At 62.8% G+C, this 25517-nt stretch carries 19 protein-coding genes; 4 read left to right on the top strand and 15 right to left on the bottom strand.

Translation table 11 applies throughout. From position 1 onward, the window contains the following. The 10 genes from ABD884_RS07245 to ABD884_RS07200 form a co-directional block, all read right to left on the bottom strand. The gene (locus ABD884_RS07245) at positions 1–1017 is read right to left on the bottom strand and encodes a gluconeogenesis factor YvcK family protein (RefSeq protein ID WP_345041521.1); all 1017 of its coding nucleotides are present in this window, start codon (positions 1015–1017) and stop codon (positions 1–3) included. Further along, a complete protein-coding gene (gene rapZ / locus ABD884_RS07240; RefSeq protein WP_028267350.1) occupies positions 1017–1940 on the bottom strand; it encodes an RNase adapter RapZ in 924 nt (307 codons plus the stop codon). Before rapZ ends, ABD884_RS07245 begins: the two co-directional genes overlap by 1 nt. An 83-nt stretch (positions 1941–2023) precedes the next feature. Further along, entirely contained in the window at positions 2024–4024 is a 2001-nt protein-coding gene (gene uvrC / locus ABD884_RS07235) for an excinuclease ABC subunit UvrC (RefSeq protein WP_345041510.1), read from the bottom strand. 65 nt (positions 4025–4089) lie between these two features. Continuing rightward, on the bottom strand, positions 4090–4758 hold the full coding sequence (locus tag ABD884_RS07230; protein ID WP_345041501.1) for a lysophospholipid acyltransferase family protein: 669 nt from the start codon (positions 4756–4758) through the stop codon (positions 4090–4092). Continuing rightward, positions 4745–5461, bottom strand: coding sequence for an HAD hydrolase-like protein (locus ABD884_RS07225; protein WP_345041496.1), 717 nt, complete (start codon positions 5459–5461; stop codon positions 4745–4747). The genes ABD884_RS07230 and ABD884_RS07225 overlap by 14 nt, the downstream gene beginning before the upstream one ends. Before the next feature lie 100 nt (positions 5462–5561). Further along, positions 5562–8489 carry an excinuclease ABC subunit UvrA gene (gene uvrA / locus ABD884_RS07220; RefSeq protein WP_345041490.1) on the bottom strand — a complete coding sequence of 976 codons (2928 nt, stop codon included), beginning with the start codon at positions 8487–8489 and terminating at the stop codon, positions 5562–5564. Between the two features lie 65 nt (positions 8490–8554). Further along, positions 8555–8935 (bottom strand): GntR family transcriptional regulator, encoded by a 381-nt coding sequence (locus ABD884_RS07215; protein ID WP_028267355.1) that lies wholly within the window; start codon positions 8933–8935, stop codon positions 8555–8557. Beyond that, the gene (locus ABD884_RS07210) at positions 8932–10743 is read right to left on the bottom strand and encodes an ABC transporter ATP-binding protein (RefSeq protein ID WP_345041468.1); all 1812 of its coding nucleotides are present in this window, start codon (positions 10741–10743) and stop codon (positions 8932–8934) included. Before ABD884_RS07210 ends, ABD884_RS07215 begins: the two co-directional genes overlap by 4 nt. An 89-nt stretch (positions 10744–10832) precedes the next feature. Continuing rightward, complete coding sequence (locus ABD884_RS07205; protein WP_345041464.1) at positions 10833–12590, bottom strand: ABC transporter ATP-binding protein; 1758 nt, start codon at positions 12588–12590, stop codon at positions 10833–10835. 126 nt (positions 12591–12716) lie between these two features. Beyond that, a complete protein-coding gene (locus tag ABD884_RS07200; protein WP_345041457.1) occupies positions 12717–13508 on the bottom strand; it encodes a trans-aconitate 2-methyltransferase in 792 nt (263 codons plus the stop codon). Between the two features lie 57 nt (positions 13509–13565). On the opposite strand from ABD884_RS07200, the gene ABD884_RS07195 reads away from it, so the two are divergent. The 3 genes from ABD884_RS07195 to ABD884_RS07185 are packed head-to-tail and all read left to right on the top strand — an operon-like array spanning position 13566 to position 17978. Continuing rightward, positions 13566–16112 (top strand): DEAD/DEAH box helicase, encoded by a 2547-nt coding sequence (locus ABD884_RS07195; protein ID WP_345041449.1) that lies wholly within the window; start codon positions 13566–13568, stop codon positions 16110–16112. Between the two features lie 20 nt (positions 16113–16132). Then, complete coding sequence (locus ABD884_RS07190; RefSeq protein WP_345041444.1) at positions 16133–16633, top strand: GNAT family N-acetyltransferase; 501 nt, start codon at positions 16133–16135, stop codon at positions 16631–16633. Further along, on the top strand, positions 16626–17978 hold the full coding sequence (locus tag ABD884_RS07185) for an alpha/beta fold hydrolase (protein ID WP_345041439.1): 1353 nt from the start codon (positions 16626–16628) through the stop codon (positions 17976–17978). The genes ABD884_RS07190 and ABD884_RS07185 overlap by 8 nt, the downstream gene beginning before the upstream one ends. Positions 17979–18021: 43 nt before the next feature. Here the strand turns inward: ABD884_RS07185 and ABD884_RS07180 are convergent, their stop codons facing one another. The 4 genes from ABD884_RS07180 to coaE all read right to left on the bottom strand — a co-directional run bounded on the left by ABD884_RS07180 (position 18022) and on the right by coaE (position 22907). Beyond that, positions 18022–19056, bottom strand: coding sequence for a TerC family protein (locus ABD884_RS07180; RefSeq protein ID WP_345041429.1), 1035 nt, complete (start codon positions 19054–19056; stop codon positions 18022–18024). 177 nt (positions 19057–19233) lie between these two features. Further along, positions 19234–21318, bottom strand: a complete 2085-nt coding sequence (gene uvrB, locus ABD884_RS07175) for an excinuclease ABC subunit UvrB (RefSeq protein WP_345041423.1) — start codon at positions 21316–21318, stop codon at positions 19234–19236. A 29-nt stretch (positions 21319–21347) separates the two neighbouring features. Then, positions 21348–21677, bottom strand: a complete 330-nt coding sequence (locus ABD884_RS07170) for a hypothetical protein (RefSeq protein WP_345041417.1) — start codon at positions 21675–21677, stop codon at positions 21348–21350. 9 nt (positions 21678–21686) lie between these two features. After that, a complete protein-coding gene (gene coaE / locus ABD884_RS07165) occupies positions 21687–22907 on the bottom strand; it encodes a dephospho-CoA kinase (RefSeq protein WP_345041411.1) in 1221 nt (406 codons plus the stop codon). A 22-nt stretch (positions 22908–22929) separates the two neighbouring features. Between coaE and ABD884_RS07160 the strand changes: the two genes are divergently transcribed. Then, positions 22930–23619: an IMPACT family protein gene (locus ABD884_RS07160; protein WP_345041401.1), complete on the top strand. Its 690-nt coding sequence runs from the start codon at positions 22930–22932 to the stop codon at positions 23617–23619. Positions 23620–23952: 333 nt separating this feature from the next. Here the strand turns inward: ABD884_RS07160 and rpsA are convergent, their stop codons facing one another. Then, on the bottom strand, positions 23953–25428 hold the full coding sequence (gene rpsA / locus ABD884_RS07155; RefSeq protein ID WP_028267366.1) for a 30S ribosomal protein S1: 1476 nt from the start codon (positions 25426–25428) through the stop codon (positions 23953–23955). Between the last annotated feature and the right edge of the window lie 89 nt (positions 25429–25517).

Genomic DNA, 25517 nt, shown 5'->3' with positions numbered 1-25517 from the left:
CTAACTATTCCCGAAGATATCGTGATACGCCGACGCCAGACGCAGCGGGTCGTGGACTGGACGGCGACTCGACGCCCCTACTTTACCCAAGACCACCTCTGCACCGATCATCCCTGCAGCCCGTTCGAATTCCTTGAGGTCCGATATTGAGGAAGGATCGGCGAGCACCACGTCCACACTGAACTCCGGCGCGTAATGGCGCAGGGCATCCAGATGGTCCGCAGCCGACATCCCGGAGGTTTCCTTGGTGTCCATGGCGAGGTTCATGGTCAGGCAGCGTTTGGCAGGGGTGTCGCACAAAGCCTGGCGCATTTCGGGCAGAAGCAAATGGGGCAGCACCGAGGTGTACCAAGACCCCGGACCCAGGACGACCCAGTCTGCGAACTCGATTGCCGTGAGCGCTTCGATACATGCCCGGGCATCCTCCGGGGAGAGCCTGACGTTTTCGAGGGACCCGGCAACAGCGCACTTGGCCTGGCCCTTCACCGTCTGGAGCTCGTACCCGCCCCCGGACAACGGCACCCTGACGTCACCTTCGATGTTCAAGGGTTGGGTGGACATCGGCAGGACCTGACCGCGGGCACCCAGGAGGGCACCGGCCCATTTCAGTCCCGCCACGGCGTCCCCGAGCAGTTCCCAGAGAGTAACGATGAGCAGGTTTCCCATGGCGTGGTGGTCCAGGGAGCCTTCCCCGCCGCCCGGAGTCTTGAAGCGGTGCTGCATGACGTCCCGCCAGGTGCGCCCCCAATCGGTGTCATCACAGAGCGCGCTCAGCGCCATCCGCAGGTCGCCGGGCGGAAGGACGCCGTACTCTTCCCGGAGCCGCCCGGAGGAGCCGCCGTCGTCGGCAACGGTCACAATCGCGGTGAGCTCGGAGGTCAACAACCGCAACGCAGACAGTGATGCGGACAGCCCGTGACCGCCCCCGAGCGCAACTACCGTGGGCCCTTTGGCCGGCTGGCTGCCCGTCGTCCCCTTGGGAGGAACAAGCGGCAAGGGTCCGGTCAGAACCCCCATTACTCGCGACCCAGATCGCGGTGGCTCGTGGTGACGGTGACCCTGGGAAATTGCGCCAACCGTTTGGAAAGTTCGACGGCAACCGCGACTGAACGGTGTTTGCCCCCTGTGCAGCCGACGGCGATGGTGGCGTAATGCTTGTTTTCCGTCCGGTAGCCGTCGAGGACCGGTTCCAGGGCAAGAACGTAGCGATCAATGAAGTCCTTGACACCGTCGGCCCCCAGCACATAGTCGCTGACGTCGGCATCGAGTCCCGTGTGCGGGCGCAACTTCGGGACCCAGTGCGGGTTGGGGATGAAGCGTGCGTCCGCCACGAAGTTGGCGTCCACGGGCAGGCCGTACTTGAAGCCGAAGCTCATGACGTTCAAGCGCAAAGCCACGGGGCCGGTGTCGGTGAATAGTTCAGTGATGGCTGTCGCCAAGCCGTGGACGTTGTATGTACTGGTGTCCAGGACAACATCTGCCGATTCCCGGAGTTCCTTCAGCACGTCGCGTTCTGCCGCGATACCGTCCAGGATCCGGCCACCGCCTTGGAGCGGATGCGGGCGGCGCCCTTGCTCAAAGCGACGGACCAGGACGTTGTCGCTGGCGTCCAGGAAGAGCACGCGGAACGTGATTCCACTGGCGCTGAGCGCGCCCAGGGCCGTCCGGATATCGGTGAAGAGGCCTTTGCTGCGGACATCCACGACGACGGCAAGTTTAGGGATGGACTGGGGTGCGTGCGACACGATCTCGGCGAGCGTCCCAAGCATTTGCGGCGGCAGGTTTTCGACGACGTACCAGCCGTGGTCCTCAAGGGCGTCCGAGGCGGTACTGCGGCCCGCGCCGGACATGCCTGTGACCACCAGCAGTTCCGCTTCGACAGGCTTGACGGGGATGAGACCGTCCTGCTCCGCGTCGGATCCTGCTGTTGATTCTGACATCTAGTGTCCCCGTTCTGAAATGGTTTAAGTTGCTGCCGGTCCAGGCTGGACCGCCTTCAGGAGGGGTCCGTTTATTACCCTAGCTAAAATTCAAGGATTTCGCCGGTGGTCATGTTCACCGCCGGGGCGGCATCGCCCGAGGCACCGGCTGCCGCCAGATGATTGACGACAGCTTCCGCCAAAGCCGGACCGATCCCCTTCGCGGCGGTCAGCTCGATAGCCGTCGCAGCCTTGATCTTCCTGAGCGAACCGAATTGTGCGACGAGCGCCTTCCGTTTGGCTTCGCCAAGGCCTGGAACGCCGTCGAGCGCGGACACTGTCATGGCCTTTCCGCGCTTCTGCCGGTGGAAGGTGATGGCGAAGCGGTGGGCTTCGTCGCGGATGCGCTGCAGCAAGTAGAGTCCCTGCGAAGTGCGGGGCAGGATTACCGGGAAGTCGCTGTCCGGCAGCCACACTTCCTCAAGACGCTTAGCCAGGCCCACGACGTAGACGTCGTCGATTCCCAGTTCCGCCAGTGCCCGCGCGGCCGCGTTGACCTGGGGCTGCCCGCCGTCGACGACGACGAGATTGGGCGGGTAGGCGAACCTCGCCTTTGCACCGGTGAGGGCAGCGTCATCGGACGACGACGGCACCTTCCCGGAACCCGGATGGGGGACTTCCCCGCTCTTGGGAAGCTGGGCGGACTTGTCCTGCAAGTAGTGCCGGAAACGCCTCGTCAGGACGTCGTGCATCGCGGCCGTGTCGTCGGTGGCGGCTGCCCCGGTGATGGAGAACTTCCGGTAGTCGGACTTCTTGGGGAGGCCGTCCTCGACCACCACCATGGAGGCGACCACGTTGGTTCCCTGCACGTGGGAGATGTCGTAGCATTCGATCCGAAGCAACGGCACCGGAAGCTCAAGCGCCTCCTGCAATTCCTGGAGCGCCTGCGAGCGGACGGTAATATCCCCCGCCCTCCGGACCTTGTGGAGCTTCAGGGCCTGTTCGGCGTTTTCACGGACAGTCGACATGAGTGCGGCTTTGTCACCGCGCTGCGGCACGCGGATATCCACCTTGGCGCCCCGGAGGCCGCCGAGCCATTCAAGCAGCTCATGATGGTTGGACGGGATCTCCGGCACCAGGACTTCGCGTGGGATGCGGCCCTGGTTGTCGCTGTCCTCTCCGTAGACCTGCTGCAGGAGATGCTCGATGAGCTCCGGAGTAGTGGCGTCTTCGACCTTCTCGACCACCCAGCCCCGCTGCCCGCGAACCCGGCCACCCCGGACGTGGAAGACCTGCACCGAGGCCTCGAGGTCGTCGTCGTACAGGGCGAAGACATCTGCGTCCGTGTCCTCGGAAAGTACCACCGCGTTGCGCTCGAACACTTTGCGCAAAGCCGCGATGTCATCACGGATTCGCGCCGCCCGTTCGTAGTCGAGTTCGGCCACAGCGGCTGCCATGTCCTTTTCGAGGCGGGTGATGAAACGTTTCGCTTCGCCACCCATGAACGAGCAGAAGTCTTCGGCAATCGTCCGATGCTCCTCCGCTGTGACACGACCGACGCACGGGGCCGAGCATTTGTCGATGTAGCCAAGCAAGCATGGCCGGCCGCTGGCCTGCGCACGCTTCAGGACTCCGGGACTGCAACTACGGACCGGAAAGACCCGAAGGAGGGTGTCCATGGTTTCCCGGATGGCACCGGCCGTGTACGGGCCGAAGTAACGGGTCCCCTTGCGGCGCTCCCCACGCATCACTTGGACCCGGGGTAGCTTCTCGGCCATGCTCACGGCAAGGTACGGATACGTTTTGTCGTCCCGGAACACTACGTTGAAGCGTGGTTTGAATTCCTTGATCCACGTGTATTCGAGCTGAAGTGATTCAAGCTCGCTGCCTACTACGGTCCATTCGACACTGCTGGCGGTATGCACCATGGCATGGGTTTTCGGCAGCAGGCCCGCTGGGTTGGCGAAGTACGAGTTCAGGCGGGAACGCAGGTTCTTTGCCTTGCCCACGTAGATGACACGACCGTGCGGATCCCGGAACCGATAGACGCCGGGGGTGGTGGGGATTTCTCCCGTCTGGGGACGATAACTCGCTGGATCTGCCACAGATCCAGTCTAGTAAGGGAAACCCCTGCCCCAGCACGCACTCAGCGCACCCACCGGGCTTTGAACTACTCCGCAGACTTGCTCTGGTTGTAGCCGGTGGCACGTTCCTGGCCGCTCAACACCGCAATGGCCTCCATGATCTTGTCCGTCACTTCGCGCCGGGCAGGCAGGGAATGGTCCGGCCCCGTCTTTTCGAAGTACAGCGGAGCGCCCACCTTCATGGTGAAATGCTGAGGGCGGACGGTGTTGCGGTCCACGGGCTGCAACTTGTCCGTGCCAAGGAGTCCCACCGGTACCACAGGCGCCCCCGTGGTCAGCGCAAGCCAGCCGACGCCGGTCCGGCCGCGGTAGAGCAGGCCGTCACGCGAGCGGGTCCCCTCCGGGTAGATACCGATGCCCCTGCCGTTCTCCAGGATGTCCAGGAGGGTCTTGAGCGCCTGCACGCTGGCCGCTTGCTCTCCGCGTTCCACGGGAATGGATCCAACAGCCTGGAAGAACGCCTTCATGGCGCGGCCCTTGAAACCCTTGGTAGTGAAATACTCGGCTTTGGCGAAGAAGCCGACCGGACGGGGCATCAGGGCCTGGACAATCACACTGTCCAGAAAAGACAAATGATTCGGGGCCACAATGAAGGGCCCTTCTTTGGGTACGTTTTCCAAGCCAATGACTGTGGGCCGGCAGGTGCCGGAAATCAGTCCGCGGGTGGTCCAGCGAATGACATCAAAGGCTTCCATCGTTCTGCACCTCGCTCAGGGCCGCCGCGCGGACAGCGTCAAGTTCTTCGATCTTCTTCAGCAGCTGGGCCGCGGTGTCTACGACAGCGACGGCGCCTGCCTCTTGAAGCTCGCCATGAAGCGCAAATCCCCAACTGACGCCGATGCAGTCAATGCCATTGGCCATGGCTCCCGCGACGTCCTGGTGACGGTCCCCCACCATCACTGCGGGCTGGGAATGTAGCGCGGCCAGGGCCGTCCCAACGATTTCCACTTTGCCGGGGGCCGTGTTGGCGCCCATCGATTCATCATCCGAGGCGCCGCAGATGGAAGCAAAGAACCCCGCAATGCCATGGTGCTCCAAAACCAAGCGCGCCAGGCCTTGAGGTTTCTGCGTGGCCACTGCAACCGGTCGCCGCGACTCGGCAAAGAACTCCAAGAGCTCACGAATGCCGGGATACAGCAGGCTTTGTCCGATTCCCACGGATCGGTAGTGGCTGCGGTAGCGTCCAATGACTTCGTCGACCCTTGCCGCGGGAACCTTGGCAAGGTGCTCCAACGAATCGCTGAGCTTGGGACCAACCATGGAGTCCAGCACGTGTTGTTCCGGGATGGGGAGACCCAGTCCGTCCAGGGCCGCGGCAATGCCTTCGGTTATGCCGCCGGCGGGATCGACAAGGGTGCCGTCCAGATCGAAGATTACGGGCACCATTGTTTGAGTCACCGGGTTAGTTTCTCACGAGTTGAGGCATGCCTGAAACTCACATGCCGGCCAGGGAATACTTTGCTCGAAGCCGAAATTCTCCCCGGCCGGAGCCGCCGCTCTACCCCAGAATCTCCGCAAGGAAGGAGGCGGTATGGCTTTCCGTGGACTTGGCTACCTGTTCGGGCGTGCCTGTTGCCACGATGCGTCCACCGCCCGAACCCCCGTTGGGGCCGAGATCGACAATCCAGTCGGCGGACTTGATGACGTCAAGGTTGTGCTCAATGGTGATGACGGTATTTCCCTTGTCCACCAATCCTTGAAGCACCATAAGCAGCTTGCGGATGTCCTCGAAGTGCAGGCCGGTGGTGGGCTCATCCAAAACGTAGACGCTGCGGCCGTTCGATCGTTTCTGCAGTTCGGAGGCCAGTTTGACGCGCTGGGCTTCTCCACCGGAAAGCGTGGTGGCGGGCTGCCCGAGGCGGACGTAGCCGAGACCGACGTCGACCAGCGTGTTCAGGTGCCGGGCGATAGGCGAGAAAGCCGCGAAGAACTCCGCGCCCTCCTCGATAGGCATGTTCAGAACGTCTGCGATGGTCTTTCCCTTGTAGTGGACTTCAAGGGTTTCCCGGTTGTAGCGGGCACCATGGCACACTTCGCAAGGAACGTAAACGTCCGGCAGGAAGTTCATCTCGATCTTCAGTGTCCCGTCACCGGAACAGGCCTCGCAGCGGCCGCCCTTGACGTTGAATGAGAAGCGGCCCGGCTGGTAGCCGCGCACCTTGGCTTCGGTGGTCTCCGCGAAGAGCTTCCGGATGTTGTCGAAGACGCCCGTGTACGTTGCCGGGTTGGAACGAGGCGTCCGCCCGATCGGGCTCTGGTCCACGTGCACCACCTTGTCGAGGTGCTCCAGGCCCGCCACTGAACGATGCCGGCCAGCAACCTGCTTGGCTCCGTTGAGCTTGTTGGCAAGAACCTTGTACAGGATCTCATTGACCAAGGTTGACTTCCCTGAGCCGCTGACTCCTGTCACTGCGGTAAAGAGGCCCAACGGGAAGGTGGCGTCAACGTTGCTCAGGTTGTTTTCGCGGGCGCCGATAACCTTGAGCTCGCGCTTCTTGTCATACTTGCGCCGCTTGACCGGGATATCAATCTTGCGGCGCCCGGACAGGTAGTCACCCGTCAGCGAGTTGGTGTTTTCCAGGAGCTCCTTGTAGGAACCGGAGTGCACCACCTGGCCACCGTGTTCACCGGCGCCCGGTCCGATATCCACCACCCAGTCAGCCTCGTGAATAGTGTCCTCGTCGTGTTCGACGACGATCAGCGTGTTCCCGAGGTCGCGCAAGCGGGTGAGCGTCTCAATGAGGCGGCGATTGTCCTTCTGGTGCAGCCCAATGGACGGCTCGTCCAGCACATACAGGACACCCACCAGCCCGGAGCCGATCTGCGTGGCGAGTCGAATACGCTGGGCTTCACCGCCGGACAAGGTCCCGGACGGCCGTTCCAGATTCAGGTACTCCAGCCCGACGTCGAGGAGGAAGGTCAACCGGGCTTGGATCTCCTTGAGCACCTGGTGGGCAATCTGTGTCTCACGGTCGGTGAGCGTGAGGCTGCCGAGGAAGTCCGCACATTCACGCATGGGGAGGGCCGAAACCTCCGCGATCGACTTGCCATTGATCAGCACTGACAAGGATGCCGGGTTGAGCCGGGCGCCGTTGCACGCAGGGCAAGGAATTTGCCTCATGTACTCTTCATAGCGGTCGCGCGCCCAGTCTGAGTCAGTCTCGCCGTGTTTGCGGTGGACATACTGGATGGCGCCTTCGAAGCCGGTACTGTACTTGCGTTCCCGGCCGAACCTGTTGCGGTACTGGACGACGACCTTGTGGTCTTTGCCGTGCAGCACCGTCTGCCGCACGTCGCGGGGCAGCTTCTCCCAGGCGGTATCCATGGAAAAACCGAGCTCCAAGGCAAGGCCCTCCAGGAGCCGGTTCCAGTACTCCGTGGTGGCCGTACCCAGCGACCAAGGCGCAATGGCCCCCTCGTTCAGGGAAAGCTCGGGGTTGGGGACCACCAATTCTTCATCCACTTCGAGCTTGGTGCCGATGCCGCTGCAAGCCGCACATGCGCCGAAGGGGTTGTTGAACGAGAACGTGCGGGGCTCGATTTCGTCAATGGCCAGAGGGTGCTCATTAGGGCAAGCAAGGTTTTCCGAGAAGGCCCGGATGCGTGCGGGATCGTCGGCGTCGAGGTCCACGAACTCAACCAGCACCCGGCCTTCCGCAAGTCCGAGCCCGGTTTCGATCGAGTCGGTCAGCCGTTGGCTGATCCCTTCTTTGACCACCAAGCGGTCCACGACCACTTCAATGGAGTGCTTGAATTGCTTCCCTAGCTTGGGAGGATCACTCAGTTGGACAAGCTCTCCATCCACCCGGGCACGCGAGTATCCCTTGGCGGTGAGCTCTTTGAAGAGCTCGACGAATTCGCCCTTGCGCCCCCGCACTACCGGGGCGAGGATCTGGAAGCGGGTGCCGGACTCAAGCTCCAGCAATTGGTCGACTATTTGCTGCGGCGTCTGGCGCGTGATCGGCTCATGGCAGACCGGGCAATGCGGCCTGCCGACACGGGCCCAGAGAAGGCGCATGTAGTCATAGATCTCGGTGATGGTGCCCACGGTGGAACGCGGGTTCTTGCTGGTGGACTTCTGATCGATGGAGACTGCCGGGGACAGGCCCTCGATAAAGTCGACATCCGGCTTGTCCACCTGGCCCAGGAACTGGCGGGCATAGGCCGACAACGATTCCACGTACCGGCGCTGACCTTCGGCAAAGATCGTATCGAAGGCCAAGGACGACTTGCCCGAACCCGACAAGCCTGTGAAGACGATCATGGCATCGCGGGGAAGGTCGAGATCGACGTTGCGGAGGTTGTGTTCGCGCGCTCCTTTGACCACAAGCCGGGACAGGTCATGTCTCACGGGCGTGGCAAGCTGCTGCGCGGAAACACTTGCGAGGGATTCGACGGCGGGAACTTCAGCTACGGCTTTAGGCACCCACTAATGCTAATCGAAAACTTCTTCGAATTTCCATGTGGCTTCACGCAGCCTACCAAGGCCCATCAATCGGCGTCGTAGGCGGCCGCCAGAAGCTGCACGGCCTCGGCGAAACTGGCGCCCTGCGCCTTCGCCGCAGCAGAGTAGCTCGCCGCCACGGCTGCCAAGGCGCTCCAGCGGTCATCCCGGGCGCACACCACTGTTCCGTTGCGTCCCCGGGTGGCTACCACTCCGGCCGCTTCAAGTTCCTTATAGGCCCGGGCCACTGTGTGCGGGGCCACATCGAGCTGCCCTGCCAGGCTGCGCACGGCGGGCAACTTGGAACCGACCGGGAGGGCGCCGCCGTCGGCCAGCTCGATAATGCGGAGCCGGAGCTGTTCATAGAGGGCAACCGTGCTCGACTGATTGGGACGCCAGGAACCCGGGAAATCGATGGTGCCGCTCACGAGGCGTTCCCCTCCCCCTGGACCGCACGATGCTTGGCTGTCCGCACCGGCGCCGCGGCAGCCTCGCCGTCTCCGACGGCAAACTGGGCCTCGTGCAAACGCGCGTAGTGCCCGCCAAGCTCAAGCAACGAATGATGCGTGCCGTGTTCAACGATCCGTCCGTGATCCATGACGAGAATTAGATCAGCGTCGCGGATGGTGGACAAGCGGTGGGCGATCACGAAGGACGTCTTATTGCGCCGCAACCTGTGCATCGCTTGGCGGATAAGGACTTCCGTCCGGGTGTCCACTGAACTTGTCGCCTCGTCCAGTATCAGGAGGGGGCGGCCGGAAAGGCGCGCGCGGGCGATGCTCAGGAGTTGGCGCTGACCTTGGCTCAGTGGTTCCCCTCCGTTGCTGAGCATGGTCGAGTACCCGCTCGGCAGGGAACGGACAAAGTGGTCAACGTGGCTTGCCTCGGCTGCGGCCACAATGTCCGCCTCGCTGGCCCCCGGAAGCCCATATTCGATGTTCTCCCGGATGGTACCCGTGAAAATCCACGGGTCCTGCAGGACGACGCCGAAATTCCGGCGGAGGACGTCACGCCCCATCCCGGCAATGTCCACGCCGTTAATGGTGATCCTCCCGGAGTCGAGCTCGTGGAAACGCATGAGCAGGCTGATCAGGGTAGTCTTCCCTGCTCCCGTATGTCCCACGATTGCCACCGTTTGCCCTGGTTCCACCGTGAAAGACAAGTCCTCGATCAGGGGAGCATCCGGCCGATAGCTGAATGAAATGCGGTCGAAGGAAATCCTCCCCGCGGGGAGGTCAAACCGGGAATCCAGCCCACCACCCACGCCCGGAGCGGCGTCCGCGCCCACACCGTTTCCTGTCTCCGTCGGTTCACCTGTTAATTCAGCGGCGTCCAAAAGCTCGAAAACCCTGCTGGCGGAAACCGCGCAGGATTGCAGGACCTGGGCCATGCCGCCGATCTGGCCCAATGGCTGGCTGAAGAGCCGGTTGAACTGAATGAATGCTTGAATACCGCCAATACTCATCGCGCCGGCAAGGAATTGGAGTCCGCCGACGATTGCGACCCCCACATAACTGGCGTTCGACACGAAGGCCATGAGGGGCACCAGCAGTCCGGAAGCGAACTGCGCCTTGGAGCTAGCGAAATAGAGTCCGTCGTTGTGGTCAGCGAAGCGTGCAGCCATTGCAGACTTGGCACCGAAAAGCTTGATGGTCTCGTGGCCCGTAGCCGTCTCCTCGACGAGGGAATTGACGTCTCCCGTGGCCTCCCACTGCCGGACAAAGTACTTCTGCGAACGCCGGGTCACCACGATCGAGACCAAGGCCGATAGTGGCACAGCCAACAGCGACACGACGGCGAGCACGGGCGAGAGCAGGAGCATCATCGCCAGTGAACCCATGGCCATGAGCGCCGAGGTCAGAAGTTGTGCCAGGAGCTGGTTGAGCGTCTGTGCCACGTTGTCGAGGTCGTTGGTCGCTCGGCTCAGGACGTCTCCCCGGGACCGGGCGTCGTAGTAGGCCACGGGGAGACGATGCAGTTTCGCTTCCACGGCTTCCCGGAGATCGTGCGCGAGTCGCTGCACCGCGAGGGCGTTAAGCCGGCCTTGCGACCAACTGAGCAGCGAAGCCACCGCGTACATGGATGCGGCTACCAGCAACAGGAGGACAAAGCGCTCCGTGTTGAACTGTGCACCGAACACGGCAGCAGCGATGACGTCGGTGGCGTCGCCGAGCACCTTCGGAGCAGCAACGTTGAGGGTGACAAAACCGCAAATGCACAAAATTGCGGCGATCATGATACTCCGGGATGGCCGCAGCAACCCGGCGAGGCGGAGGAGCGACCCCACTGGCGTCCCGGGGCGCTCACGGTGCACGCTATCGCCGTTCACGAGGTTTCTTCCGTTTCGAGCTGGGACGCAACAATCTCCCGGTACGTCTCAGAGGACCCCAGAAGTTGGTCGTGGGTCCCGCTTGCCACAAGGCGGCCCTCATCAATGACGAGAATCTGGTCTGCCGACACCACGGTGTTGACCCGTTGGGCAACAATGATGACGGCGGCGTCCCGAAGTTCGGATTCAAGGACAGTCTTGAGTCTTGCTTCGGTGACTGAATCCAATGCGGAGAAGCTGTCGTCGAAGAGGTAGACCGACGCCGGACGCAGCATTGCGCGGGCAATGCACAGGCGCTGTCGCTGACCGCCGGAGAGGCTTGCGCCGCCTTGGGACAATGTGGTTTCCAGTCCTTCAGGCAGCCCGGCCACAAAATCCGCAGCCTGGGACATCTCAAGCGCATACCACAATTGGGAATCGCTGGCCGATGGCAGCGAAATGCGCAGGTTCTCCGCAATGGTTCCGCGAAACAGCCACGCTTCTTGGGGAACTACAGCGAGACTGCTGCGCAGGGCACCGAGTGGCATCGTGGCGATGTCCTGGCCATCGAGCGAGATACTGCCGCTGCTCGCCTCGAGTAGTCTTGGCACCAGGCTGACGATGGTTGACTTGCCGCTTCCGGTGGATCCGATCACCGCCGTCGTGGTACCGGGAGCCGCATGGAAACTGATGCCCTCCACTACGCGCGCCTCCGCCCCCGGATAGGCGAAAGAGACATTGTGGAAGTGCAATCCCTTCGACCGGGGCACCCGAACGCCCACAGCGCCAGCATCGCTCCCCGGCACGACCTGTTCAGACAAAGTGTTGAGCACTTCAGTGACGCGTTCAGCGCTGACGGCGGCGCGCGGAGCCGTGCTCAGTACGTACATTGCCATCATGATCGCGAGGAGAATCTGCATGATATAGGCGATGAACGCCGTGAGTGCACCCAACTGCATGGTTCCGGCAACGATCCGGTGCCCACCGAGCCAGACCACTCCTGCCGAGGAGAGGTTGACAACGATCATGACAAGCGGAAGCATGGCCGCGACAATCCGGGCGGATCGGAGGTTGTTGTTCGTCAAGGCATCGTTGGCAGTCTCGAAGCGTTTCATCTCAAACGGCTGACGGACGAAGGCACGGATCACGGCGGTCCCCATGATCTGTTCCCGGAGCACGCTGTTGATCCGGTCCACTAAGCCCTGCCCCTCGCGGTACAGCGGCACGAGCTTCCGGACGATGAAGAGCATGATGATCGTCAGCACCGGAATGATGGCAAAAACGATCCACGACAGGGCCACGTCCTGTTCGACTGCCAAAATGACCCCGCCAATGCCCATGACCGGCGCCGCAACCAGCATGCTGAAAACGAGGACCGTGATGTTCTGGAGTTGCAGGACGTCATTGGTGCTCCTCACCACGAGGCTAGCCGGCCCAAAAGCCGCGATATCCTGGTCGGGCAGCGAATGGATCTTCTCGAAAAGATCACGGCGCAGACCCCTGCCGATCTTCATGGCAACGACGGCACCAAGGTACCCGGCAAGCACGGCGGCGAGGACCTGGATGACCGTGAGCACCATCATCCAGCCGCCGAGTCGCAGAATCACTTCGCTGTTTCCGGCCACAAGGCCGTCGTCGACGATCTTTGCGTTGAAAGTGGGCAGGAGGAGCGCAGCTCCGGTCTGGACCACTTGCAGGAGCACAATGGCTAGGACGTGGGCTTTGTAGGGGGCTAGGCGCTGCAGCAGCACGGATGCCAGCACTTTGCCTCCCATCGTTGGTGTCCGAAGGGCGGATTCCGCACGATTCCGCCCCCACGACCGCCTTGTCATTCTAATTCAGATCGCCCCGGGAAGCCCTGCAATTCGAGCTGTTGGGAAGCCCGCAGGAGCCGTGCGCGCTCAACCACGCTTTTGGGCTACCGCGAAAACCCGCCGGAAGGGAAAAACCGTCCCATGCCGGCCAGCGGGGTAGGCTTCCCGCAACATGGCCGCATACTGGTTTTCGAAATCGGCTGCTTCGTCCTCGGGGAGGGCTGCGAGCACCGGACGGAGACCAGTCCCCCGCACCCAGTGCAACACAGGATCGGCCCCCGGCAGCAGTTGCTGGTAGGTGGTTTCCCACGCGTCGGCCTCGCATCCGGCGTCGAGCATGATCCTCAGGTAATCACCGGGTTCCCCGACGGCGTCATCATGGCGCAGCACACCGGACAGCCTCCCTGACCATTCCGGCGAACCCGCGAGTTGCCGCATGAGCGCGTGGGAAGGCGCGCCGAAATTTCCGGGGACCTGTAGCGCGAACCAGGCGCCGGGTTTCAGCGCCTCCAGCCACCCTGCGAGCATGGTCAGGTGGCCTGGGACCCATTGCAGTGCGGCGTTGCTGACGACGACGTCGGTGTCCGCTTCCGGCGTCCACCCGGCAATGTCCGCGTGGACGAATGAAAGACCCGGTCGGTCGGCAGCGAGGGGTTCGGCTTTGGCCAGCATTTCCGCTGAGGAGTCCAGCCCGACGACGACGGCGCCCGGCCATCGCGTCGCAAGGGTCGCCGTCAGGTTCCCCGGACCGCAGCCTAGATCCACGACGCGCCGAGGGTCTTCCGTCAGGATCCTCGGCGTCAGGTCAAAAAACGGCCGGTCCCGATGATTGCCGAACTCGATGTACTTGGCGGGATCCCACTTCACTGTTGTCTCCATCGCTGATCTCCATGCTCTGCTCCGTGGTCTGCTCCACCCACACTAAGCTGGGAGGCAATGAAACTTCTTGAGCAGCTTCCCGGAACTTCCCATGCCGGATCAGGCGGCGGAAACCTTGACCCGGACGAAATCTACACCCGCTTTGTCGAGTGGACGGAGAGCCGCGGCCTGCAGCTCTACCCTGCCCAGGACGAGGCCATCATGGAACTCGCCTCCGGCGCCAACGTCATCCTCGCCACACCTACCGGATCCGGGAAGTCCCTGGTAGCCATTGCCGCGCACTTCGAAGCGATGTCCCGAGGCGTGCGCAGCTACTACACGGCCCCCATCAAGGCCCTGGTCTCGGAGAAGTTCTTCGCCCTCTGCGAGATCTTCGGGGCGGAGAACGTGGGCATGATCACAGGTGATTCCGGGGTCAACCAGGATGCACCGATTATCTGCTGCACCGCCGAAATCCTCGCCAATACCGCCCTGCGCGAAGGCAAGGAAGCAGAGCTCGGGACGGTCATCATGGACGAGTTCCACTTCTACTCCGATCCCCAGCGCGGTTGGGCGTGGCAGGTCCCGCTCCTGGAACTCCCCCAGGCCCAGTTCCTGCTGATGTCGGCCACCTTGGGAGATGTCAGCCGCTTCGAAGCCGGTCTGAGCGAACTCACCGGGCGGTCCACCACCACTGTCAGTTCGGCCGAACGGCCCATCCCGCTGCACTACTACTTCCAGCAGACGCCGGTCCACGAAACCCTCGAGGAACTGCTGAGCACCAAGCAGGTACCTGTGTACGTGGTGCATTTCAGCCAGGTCGAGGCCATTGAGCGGGCCCAGAACCTCATGAGCGTCAACATGTGCACCCGCGAGGAGAAGGACAAGATTGCCGAGCTCATTGCCGGTTTCCGCTTTGCGGCAGGCTTCGGCAAGACCCTGAACCGGTTGGTCCGGCACGGCATCGGCGTCCATCACGCCGGCATGCTGCCCAAATACCGCCGCCTCGTGGAGCAACTGGCACAGGCGGGCCTCCTGAAGGTCATTTGCGGTACCGACACGCTCGGGGTCGGAATCAACGTTCCCATCCGCACTGTCCTGTTGACGGCACTGAGCAAGTACGACGGCGTCCGCACCCGCCTCCTCAATTCGCGGGAATTCCATCAGATCGCCGGCCGCGCGGGCCGCGCAGGCTATGACACTGCCGGAACTGTTGTGGTGCAGGCTCCCGAACACGTAGTGGAGAACGCGAAGGCGATGGCCAAGGCCACCGCGAAGTTCGGCGATGACCAGAAGAAACTACGGCAAGTCGTACGGAAGAAACCTCCGGAAGGCTTCGTCTCCTGGGGGGAGCCCACCTTCAAGCGTTTGGTCGAGTCAGTGCCGGAACCGCTGACGTCGAGTTTCACCGTGACGCATGCAATGCTGCTCAACCTGATGGAGCGCCCCGGCGACCCGTTTGCCGCTGCCCGCCGCCTCCTCACCGAAAACCACGAGTCGCGCCCGGCCCAACTGCAGCTCATGAAGAAGGCCCTGGGTATCTACCGCGAGCTGTTGGCAGCAGGAGTGGTTGAACGCATTCCCGAGGCCGAGCAGGAAGCAGAAGGCCGTTCCGTCCGGCTGACAGTTCACCTGCAAGCCAACTTCGCCCTGAACCAGCCGCTTTCGCCGTTTGCGCTTGCCGCGCTCGAACTCCTGGATCCGGAGTCGCCGTCGTACGCTCTGGACGTCGTGTCTGTGATCGAAGCAACCCTCGAAAAGCCCCGTCAGATCCTCTCTGCGCAGCAGAAGAAGGCACGCGGAGAGGCCGTCGCCGCAATGAAGGCCGATGGCATTGACTACGACCAGCGCATGGCGATGCTTGAAGAGGTCAGCTACCCGCAGCCCCTGGCGGAAATCCTGGGCGAAGCGTTCGAGGTGTACCGCAAGGCAGCTCCCTGGGTGGGCGACTTTGAGTTGGCACCCAAGTCGGTGGTCCGCGACATGTATGAGCGTGCCATGAATTTCGGCGAGTTCGTCCAGTTCTACGGACTGGCCCGCTCCGAAGGGATCGTGCTGCGGTACTTGGCGGACGGCTTCAAGGCCCTGCGCCAGACGGTCCCGCAGGACGCCCTCCGGGAAGACCTCGAAGACCTCGTTGCGTGGCTGGGCGAACTGGTCCGCCAAGTCGACTCCAGCCTGCTCGACGAGTGGGAAGAGCTCACCTCCGGGGTCGCTCCGACGCCGCACGACGCTCCGCCTCCCCCGCCGCCGTCGCTCACGTCCAACATCCGCGCCTTCAGGGTCATGGTCCGCAACGAAATGTTCCGGCGCGTCGAACTGTTCGCCGACGAAGACGCCGACGCCTTGGGCGAGCTCGACGCCGGCAGCGGCTGGGACTCGGAGCGCTGGGAAGACGCTTTGGACGACTACTTCGACGAACACGACGACATCGGAACCGGCCCCGACGCCCGGGGCCCCGGGCTCCTCATGATCACCGAGGAGCCCGGCGTCTGGCGGGTGCGGCAGATTTTCGACGACCCTGCCTGCAACCATGACTGGGGCGTTTCCGCCGACGTGGACTTGGCAGCTTCCGACGAGACCGGCACCGCCGTGGTCAAAGTGACCGCAGTCAACCGCCTCTAGGCGCCTAGTAAGCTCGAATCATGAGTGTTATCCGCCCTGCCACAGTGTCCGATGTCCCCGCGATCCTGCAGATGATCCACGAACTCGCGATCTACGAAAAAGAGCCCGACGCCGTCAAGAACACTCCGGAACTGCTGACCGCGGCCTTGTTCGGCGAAAGTCCTCGGGTATACGCGAACATTGCGGAAAACGCGGCCGGGGACGTCCAGGGATTCGCCTTGTGGTTCCTGAACTACTCCACGTGGGAAGGCGTCCACGGCATCTACCTCGAGGACCTCTACGTCTCGCCCCACGCACGCGGCGAGGGCCACGGGAAGGCGCTTCTGCAGCATCTGGCCGCCACCGCCGTCGAACGCGGCTATGCCAGGGTGGAATGGAGTGTCCTGGACTGGAATGAACCGTCTATCAACTTCTACCGCAGCCTGGGTGCCGTGCCCATGGACGGCTGGACCACGTTCCGGCTGACCGGCGAAGCCCTGGGTGCCTTCGGCAGCGATGACAGGGTCATGGCGCGTGGCTGAGCCCGTGGTTGAGCAGGCCGCACACACCATCCGGGCACATCACGAGTTCCGGGGTGTCCGGACTGCCGAGCACTTCTTCACGGTCCCCCTCGACCATTGGCCTTCCACGCGGCCGGAGGACGCCGGGAACGGCACTCGGGAAACCATCACCGTCTTTGCCCGGGAGTTCGTTTCCGCTGAGCACACTGCTGAAGACGCGAGCCGGCTGCCATGGTTGCTCTACCTCCAGGGCGGCCCAGGCGGACGCGGAACGCGGACCACGTCCTTGTCCGGCTGGATGAAGGCTGCCGCAAGGAGCTTCCGCATCCTGATGCTGGACCAACGGGGCACCGGCCTCTCCACGCCAGCGGACCGCACCTCGCTGCCGATCCAAGGCGATGCGGAGGCCCAGGCGCGTTACCTCACGCATTTCCGGGCAGACTCGATCGTGGCCGACGCCGAGCTCATCCGTAACGCCCTGGGCTCGGAGCCGTGGACCGTCCTTGGTCAGAGCTTCGGCGGTTTCTGCGCACTGAGCTACCTCTCGTTCGCGCCGGAAGGGTTGAGCGAAGTACTCATCACGGGAGGGCTCGCGCCATTGGACGGTCCCGCCGAGCGCGTCTACCGGGCTACCTTCCAGCGGGTTGCCGAACGTAACGCGGAATACTTCGCGTGGTATCCGGAGGACCGCGAACTGGTCACCCGGATTTCCCGGCATCTGGAAGCCACCCAGGAACGGCTGCCCAGCGGAGAACGTCTCACCACCGAACGCTTCCAAATGGTGGGATCGTTCCTGGGCGGGAACACCCGCGTTGATGCCCTGCACACCCTCCTGGAGGATGCCTTTGTGCCGTCCCGGGACGGGGAGCGCCTCTCCGATGCATTTCTGGAACAGGTGCACGGGCTCGTTTCCCGGGCGTCGAATCCCCTGTACGCGGTCCTGCACGAGGCCATCTACGGCCAGCAGCAAGCTACGGATTGGGCGGCGTGGCGCGTACTTGCGGAGTTCCCTGAGTTCCAGCCCAGGGCCGAAGAGCCGCTCCTGACGGGCGAAATGGTCTATCCCTGGTATTTCGAACAGGACCCGGCTTTGGTTTCCTTGCGGGAAGTGGCTGAACTGCTGGCAGCCAAACAGGACTGGAAGCCCCTCTACGACGTGGCCAGGCTGAACGCGAACACGGTGCCCGTGGCGGCTGCGGTGTATCGCAACGACATCTATGTGGACTTCCAGCTGTCCATGGAGACCGCCGCCGCCGTGCGCGGGCTGCAGGCCTGGACCACGGCAGACTTCCACCACGACGGGATCGGCGAAGACGGAGAAGGGATCTTCAACCGTCTCCTGGGAATGGTTCGCGGTACCAACTGAACCCCGGCCACGACTGTGGCCGGGGTTCAGCGGTGTTCAATCGTCAGTGGCCGGACACCTTGTTTATGCTCTTGCGGGAATCTTCCTCGAGCCGGGCGTCCAGCTTGGACTTGTTGGCGGCCGGACTCATGAGGCTCGCAAGAACCGCCACCACGATGGTGCCGACGATGACTGCCAGGGAAACATAGGTGGGGATCTCCGGCGCCCATTCAATATGCCGGCCACCATTGATGAAGGGCAGTTCGTTGACGTGCATGGCATGCAGTACCAGCTTGACGCCGATGAACGCAAGGATCACTGACAATGCGTGCTTGAGGTAGATCAAGCGGTTCATGAGGCCGCCCAGCAGGAAGTACAGCTGGCGCAGGCCCATCAGGGCGAAGATGTTGGCAGTGAAGACGATGAAGGCACTTTGTGTCAGTCCGAAGATGGCCGGAATGGAATCCACCGCAAACAGAAGGTCCGTCATGCCGATGGTCACGAAGACGATCAGCATGGGAGTGAAGAGCTTCTTGCCGTCAACCGTGGTGCGCAGTTTGCCGCCGTCGAACTTCTCGGACATCGGTACCAGCTTGCGCAGGCGGGCGACGAGTGGATTTTCGGAAGTGTCTTCCTCGTCCTCGCCGTCGTCCCTGGCCTGCTTCCACGCCGTCCACAGCAGGAAAGCGCCGAAGATGTAGAAGACCCAGCTGAACTGCTCAATGACCACCGCGCCAACAGCAATGAAGATACCGCGCAGGACCAACGCGATGATGATACCCACCATCAGCACTTCCTGCTGATACTTCCGGGGCACCGAGAAGCGCGCCATGATGATGATGAAGACAAAGAGATTGTCAATACTCAAGCTGTATTCCGTCACCCAACCGGCGATGAACTGGCTGCCATGCTCCGGCCCGGCAAAAGCGAACATCGCTCCGGCGAACACTAAAGCGAGGGTGACGTAGAAAGCGACCCAGAGGCCTGCTTCCTTCATGGAAGGTTCATGCGGGCGCTTGATCACCAACAGGAGGTCGACCAGGAGGATGATTCCGAGGACAGCAAATGAGCCGACCTCAAACCAAACGGGGAGTTCCATCTACAAGCCTTTCGCAGGTACGCCGAAACGGCGTAAGTCTCTCCGACCTGCCTGTGTCTCCATGCCTCCCGGCAATCAGCTCACACAGCGATCCGCTAGGCCCGGCGAGGCATCTATGCCTGGCGTGTTGACGGACGTAGCGCTTGGGATACTCCCCTACGTAGGCTCAACTTTACCCTAAGCGTGCCCGGCGGATTGCATCTGGCGGAGCTCACGCTTGAGGTCGCCGACCTCGTCACGGATCCTCGCGGCGATCTCAAACTGCAGTTCGGCGGCAGCCGCATGCATCTGCTCGGTCAGCTGTTCGATCAGTCCCACGAGGTCTTCGGCCGGTGCCGCGGCCAAGCCATCCTTCCGGACAGTGGTGGCCCCCTTGCCCTTTCCGCGAGCATTCTTGCCCGACGTTGCCAGCAGCTCACGCGTGTCAGCGTCCTCGCGGGCGAGCTGATCGGTGATGTCTGCGATCTTCTTGCGCAACGGTTGGGGATCGACGCCGTTGTCCGCGTTGTACTTGACCTGAATCTCCCGACGGCGGTTGGTTTCCTCGATGGCCTTGGCCATGGAGTCCGTGATCCGGTCGGCGTACATGTGGACCTGGCCGGACACGTTACGTGCGGCACGGCCGATGGTCTGGATCAGGGAGGTGGCCGAGCGCAGGAAGCCTTCCTTGTCGGCGTCCAGGATGCTGACAAGTGACACTTCGGGCAGGTCGAGGCCCTCACGGAGCAGGTTGATGCCCACCAAGACGTCGAAGCTACCCATGCGGAGTTCGCGGAGCAGTTCCACGCGCCGGAGGGTGTCGACATCGGAGTGCAGGTATTGGACCTTGACCCCGTGGCCCAGCAGGTAGTCGGTGAGGTCCTCGGCCATACGCTTGGTCAGCGTGGTGACCAGCACGCGTTCGTCGCGCTCCACACGGGTCCGGATCTCGCCAAGAAGGTCGTCGATCTGGCCCTTCGTCGGCTTGACGACGACTTCAGGATCGATCAGTCCGGTGGGGCGGATGATCTGCTGGACAAAACCGTCCGCCTTGCCAAGCTCGTACTTGCCCGGGGTGGCGGAAAGATAGACGGTCTGGCCGACCCGTTCCAGGAATTCATCCCATTTAAGCGGCCTGTTGTCCATGGCGGAGGGAAGCCGGAAGCCGTGGTCCACAAGCGTGCGCTTGCGCGACATGTCGCCTTCGTACATGGCGCCGATCTGCGGAACCGTGACGTGGGATTCGTCGATGACCAGCAGGAAGTCGTCCGGGAAGTAATCGATGAGGCAGTGCGGGGCGGTGCCTGAGCCGCGCCCATCGATGTGGCGTGAGTAGTTCTCGATCCCGTTGCAGAAACCCATTTGCTGCATCATCTCGAGATCGTACGTGGTACGCATGCGCAAACGCTGGGCCTCCACCAGTTTGTTCTGGCCTTCCAGGACTTTGAGCCGCTCAGCGAGTTCTGCTTCGATGGCCGTGATGGCGCGGGACATGCGTTCCGGCCCCGCGACATAGTGCGAGGCGGGGAAGATGTACATCTCGGTTTCCTCACGGATGACATCTCCCGTGACCGGATGCAGAGTGTAGATGTTCTCGATCTCATCGCCGAAGAACTCAATGCGCAGGGCCAGCTCTTCGTACATGGGGATGATTTCCACGGTGTCTCCGCGGACCCGGAACGTCCCGCGGTGGAAATCCATGTCATTGCGCGTGTATTGCATGGCGACAAACCTGCGCAACAGGTCGTCCCTGTTCATTTCGGCGCCCTTGGTGAGGGTGACCATCCCGGCAATGTACTCCTCCGGGGTGCCGAGGCCGTAGATGCAGGAGACGGTGGCGACCACGATGACATCCCGGCGGGTCAGCAGCGCGTTGGTTGCCGAGTGCCTCAGGCGTTCCACCTCCTCATTCACGGAGGAGTCCTTCTCGATGAAGGTGTCCGTCTGGGGAACGTAGGCTTCGGGCTGGTAGTAGTCGTAGTAGGAAACGAAGTACTCCACCGCGTTGTTGGGGAGCAGTTCCCGGAATTCGTTGGCGAGCTGCGCGGCCAGGGTTTTGTTCTGGACCATCACCAAGGTGGGCCGCTGGACCTGTTCGATCAGCCAGGCGGTGGTGGCACTCTTGCCCGTACCGGTGGCTCCGAGCAGCACCACGTCTTTTTCGCCATTGTTGATGCGTTCCGTCAGTTCCGCGATAGCGGCCGGCTGGTCACCTGCGGGCTGGAATTCGCTGATGACCTCGAAGGGCGCGACAATACGGTTGATCTCCTGGGCAAGGCTCATGAATCCAATGTACCCCCGCCCGCGGACAGTTACTGTCCGCGTTTTCCCGCTGGACCGCCACCTCCGCCAGGCCGTGTCCAACTGTCGTCCAGACGCCCCATGATAGAGCGGAACATCTTGATGGCGAACCACACCCCGGCCACGAGCCACAGGACCCAAGCCAGCCAGAAGGCGGCCGCCGGTACCAGAACCCGCCACGTCGCCGTTTGCATTCCGGCGACGAATTCCCCGCGACCGCCGGCCAGGAACCAGAGCAGCGCGGCTCCGGCCATGAGAACGACGCCGGCCCAGGCCAGCGCGCGGATACCGCCGAGCCGCTGTCCCTCAAGATGCGGCGTGATTCTGCGTCTCCCGATCATGCCTGCCCCCTAGCTTTGCGCCACGGAGTACGACGGCGGCCGCCACCCGCTGCTCGCGGCCCAGGCATCCATGAGCGGCCAGGCTACCTGGGTAAACCATGGTTCCTTGGCATCCGCATACCCCACGGTGCGATGGTCGCCGGCGTACGTCCCGGCAAGCCCCCTTTTCATCTCGGCATACATTCTTGCGGCATCGGGGTTCGCCCGGAGCCAGTCCCGGAACAACAAGGCGTAGCGCCAACCAGGGCTTCCAACTACCCGGACATGGACGTTGACGGGCCGTCCGGGATCCGCGCTGGAATGGAATCGCTTTTGCCATGCCGCGGGATCCGGGTCCAGCGGTTTGGGTGTGTCGCGGGCGGAAGCTTCCCGCAACGGGAATCCGGCTTCACCCAAGGCCGGCGCTATCCGGTCCGCGGCTTCCATCGAGGACACAGTGACTTGCAGGTCGATGACGTCTTTGGCCGGAAGCCCGGGTACCGCTGTCGAGCCGATATGGTCCGCGTCCAGCACTTCCGCAGACGCCCGCCGGATCCGCGCAAGCAAACGCCCGGCCTGGACCGGCCAGTCGGGGTTGGGCGGGGACAGCGCGGGCGCGCCGGTTCGTGGTGCCGCTCTGCCTGCTGCGAGATTGCTGGCAAACGGCGCCAAGCGTTCTTTCCACAGGGTGTCCACGAGCCCCATCATGTCCTCGACACTTCCGGAGTTGTCCAACACGATGTCCGCTGCAACCAACCGCTCTTGCCTGCTCGCTTGGGCGGCCATCCTGGACACAGCGTCGTTGTCCGTCATGCCTCGGATCTCCGTCATGCGCCGGATGCGCTCCGCGTCCGGCGCATCCACCACCAACACCAGATGGAAGGCGCTGCCCTGTCCGGTTTCGACCAAGAGGGGAATGTCCTGGACCACGACGTCTCCGGGTTTTGCCGTGGCAAGCATCGCGGCTGCCCGTTCCCTGACGAGGGGGTGGACGATCGCGTTGAGCGCCTCGCGACGATCCGGCTCGGCGAACACGATCGTTCCGAGGCGTGCCCGGTCGAGGCGGCCACCGGCGTCGACGATGTCCTGGCCAAACTCAGCCATGACGCGGGCCAGGCCCGGGGTGCCCGGTTCCACTACCTCCCGGGCAAGAGCGTCGGCGTCGATCAAGACGGCACCCAGCTCCCTCAACCGGGTGGAAACAAGCGATTTGCCGGAGGCGATCCCGCCGGTGAGTCCAATCTTCAGCACCCCTCCACACTAGACTGGTCCGGTGGCAGAACAGGAAGACAGCAGGGCGACCGCGTACACGACCTTGGCGCTCGGAGTCGATTTCCGCCACGAAATTGAGATCAAGCGTTCGCGCTTCATCACCGTGCTGCGCCGTGCCTCCGACGAGGCCGCCGCGCGCGCCCTCGTGGCAGAGTTGCGCAAGGAATTCCATGATGCCCGGCACCACTGCTCCGCTTTCGTGCTCGGTCCGGACCGCGTCATCCAGCGCTCCAACGACGACGGCGAGCCTTCCGGAACGGCGGGGATCCCCATGCTCGAAGCACTCCTCAAACGCGAGACCCTGCCCGGGGTGGCTGATCTCAGCGACGCGAGTGCCGTCGTCGTGCGCTATTTCGGCGGGATCCTCCTGGGCGCCGGCGGACTGGTCCGCGCGTACTCCGAGTCGGTCTCGGCGGCGTTGGACTCCGCTCCCCTCGTTAGACGGCGGCGCCTGCGGATCTGCGAGATCGCCGTGCCCCACCAAGCTGCCGGAAGGCTGGAGAACGATCTGCGCTCAGCTGGCTTCGTCATGGCTGAAACCAGCTACGAGCCCGCGGAGACGATCCTCCGCCTGGCACTGCCCGATGATCCACAAGTAATCGCCGACGCCGGTGAGCGGCTCGCGTCCATGACCGGAGGCACCGCCGGACTCCGGTTGCAAGGAACGGAATGGGTAGACGTCCCCGGCTAGGCCTCCACCGAGGGACATGCCCTCCGCTGATCGTTAGCGCTGGACATAATACTCATATGCCCAGTCCTTGGTGCGAAGGCTGGGCATGTCCCGTGGAGGGCTGGGCAAAAGAACACCGAGCATGCCCTCCGCTGATCGTTACCGCTGGACATAATACTTATATGCCCAGTCCTTGGTGCGAAGGCTGGGCATGTCCCGTGGAGGGCTGGGCAAGAGCGAACGTGCACGAAGGAATCAGCAGTTTCAGCAGTTAAAGAAAGTGGCTCCCGCGATCCGTATCTGAATCGCGGGAGCCGCTTTCATTCAAGCCCGGTGACCCGGGCCCGTGGCAAGTTAGTTGCCGGTCAGCTTCTCGCGCAGAGCGGCGAGGGCCTCGTCGGATGCCAGGGTGCCCGCGTTGGACTCGGTAGCAGCCGGCTCGGAGGAGTAGCTGGTGGTGCCCGAGTCGCTCTCGCCGGAAGCGGCAGCAGCGGCGTCGTCAGCAGCGTGCTGCGTAACCTGCTTCTTGTGAGCCTCCCAGCGTGCCTGGGCATCAGCGTACTGCTGCTCCCAAGCGGCGCGCTGCGTCTCGTAGCCCTCGAGCCATTCGTTCGACTCGGGGTCGAAGCCCTCGGGGTACTTGTAGTTGCCCTCTTCGTCGTACTCAGCGGCCATGCCGTACAGAGCCGGGTCGAACTCGGTGCTGTCAGCGTCAACGCCCTCATTAGCCTGCTTGAGGGAGAGGGAGATGCGGCGGCGCTCGAGGTCGATGTCGATGACCTTGACGAAGAGCTCGTCACCAACGGAGACGACCTGCTCAGCAAGCTCAACGTGGCGGACAGCCAGCTCGGAGATGTGCACGAGGCCTTCGATGCCGTCTTCGACGCGAACGAACGCACCGAACGGAACCAGCTTGGTGACCTTACCCGGGACAACCTGGCCGAGGGCGTGGGTGCGGGCGAAGGTCTGCCACGGGTCTTCCTGCGTAGCCTTGAGGGACAGGGACACGCGCTCGCGGTCCAGATCCACTTCGAGAACCTCGACGGTGACTTCCTGGCCAACCTCGACAACCTCGGACGGGTGGTCGATGTGCTTCCAAGACAGCTCGGAAACGTGAACCAGACCGTCTACGCCGCCCAGGTCCACGAATGCACCGAAGTTGACGATGGAGGAAACGACGCCGGGACGAACCTGGCCCTTTTCCAGCTTGTTGAGGAACGTGGAGCGAACCTCGGACTGGGTCTGCTCGAGCCATGCGCGGCGGGAAAGAACAACGTTATTGCGGTTCTTGTCCAGCTCGATGATCTTGGCTTCGATCTGCTGACCGATGTACGGAGCGAGGTCACGGACACGGCGCATCTCGACGAGGGATGCGGGCAGGAAGCCGCGCAGACCGATGTCGAGGATAAGACCACCCTTGACAACCTCGATGACGGTACCGGTGACAACACCGTCTTCTTCCTTGACCTTTTCGATGTCGCCCCAGGCACGCTCGTACTGAGCACGCTTCTTGGAGAGGATCAGACGGCCTTCTTTGTCTTCCTTGGTAAGCACCAGGGCTTCGACCTGATCGCCAACGGAGACGACGTCCCCGGGGTCAACGTCGTGCTTGATGGAAAGCTCACGGGAAGGGATGACACCTTCGGTCTTGTAACCGATGTCGAGCAGAACTTCGTCGCGGTCGACCTTGACGACGATACCTTCGACGAGGTCTCCATCGTTGAAGTACTTGATGGTGGCGTCGACAGCTGCGAGGAAGTCCTCAGCGGTACCGATGTCGTTGATCGCGACTACGGGGGTACCGGGCTTCTCGGTGGAGGTGATGGTCATGTAGTAGGGGCTCCGTTGTGGATAGAGTATCGGTCAGGCAAACCGCCCGCTTTCCGTCGCCGGTCCGCAGGACACGGCAACATGCCGGG

This window comes from Arthrobacter methylotrophus (genome assembly GCF_039539965.1).
GTDB lineage: Bacteria > Actinomycetota > Actinomycetes > Actinomycetales > Micrococcaceae > Arthrobacter > Arthrobacter methylotrophus.
Note: the sequence above shows the minus strand (reverse complement) of the source record. Positions and strands in the feature narration are given on the sequence as shown.

Excerpts from the sequence above, each read along its gene's own strand:
- ABD884_RS07180 (WP_345041429.1), bottom strand. The coding sequence starts at position 19,056 with ATGGAACTCCCCGTTTGGTTTGAGGTCGGCTCATTTGCTGTCCTCGGA.
- uvrB (WP_345041423.1), bottom strand. The coding sequence starts at position 21,318 with ATGAGCCTTGCCCAGGAGATCAACCGTATTGTCGCGCCCTTCGAGGTC.
- ABD884_RS07170 (WP_345041417.1), bottom strand. The coding sequence starts at position 21,677 with ATGATCGGGAGACGCAGAATCACGCCGCATCTTGAGGGACAGCGGCTC.
- ABD884_RS07245 (WP_345041521.1), bottom strand. The coding sequence starts at position 1,017 with ATGGGGGTTCTGACCGGACCCTTGCCGCTTGTTCCTCCCAAGGGGACG.
- ABD884_RS07190 (WP_345041444.1), top strand. The coding sequence starts at position 16,133 with ATGAGTGTTATCCGCCCTGCCACAGTGTCCGATGTCCCCGCGATCCTG.
- ABD884_RS07195 (WP_345041449.1), top strand. The coding sequence starts at position 13,566 with ATGAAACTTCTTGAGCAGCTTCCCGGAACTTCCCATGCCGGATCAGGC.
- ABD884_RS07200 (WP_345041457.1), bottom strand. The coding sequence starts at position 13,508 with ATGGAGACAACAGTGAAGTGGGATCCCGCCAAGTACATCGAGTTCGGC.
- ABD884_RS07210 (WP_345041468.1), bottom strand. The coding sequence starts at position 10,743 with ATGATCGCCGCAATTTTGTGCATTTGCGGTTTTGTCACCCTCAACGTT.
- rapZ (WP_028267350.1), bottom strand. The coding sequence starts at position 1,940 with ATGTCAGAATCAACAGCAGGATCCGACGCGGAGCAGGACGGTCTCATC.
- ABD884_RS07205 (WP_345041464.1), bottom strand. The coding sequence starts at position 12,590 with ATGGGAGGCAAAGTGCTGGCATCCGTGCTGCTGCAGCGCCTAGCCCCC.
- ABD884_RS07230 (WP_345041501.1), bottom strand. The coding sequence starts at position 4,758 with ATGGAAGCCTTTGATGTCATTCGCTGGACCACCCGCGGACTGATTTCC.
- rpsA (WP_028267366.1), bottom strand. The coding sequence starts at position 25,428 with ATGACCATCACCTCCACCGAGAAGCCCGGTACCCCCGTAGTCGCGATC.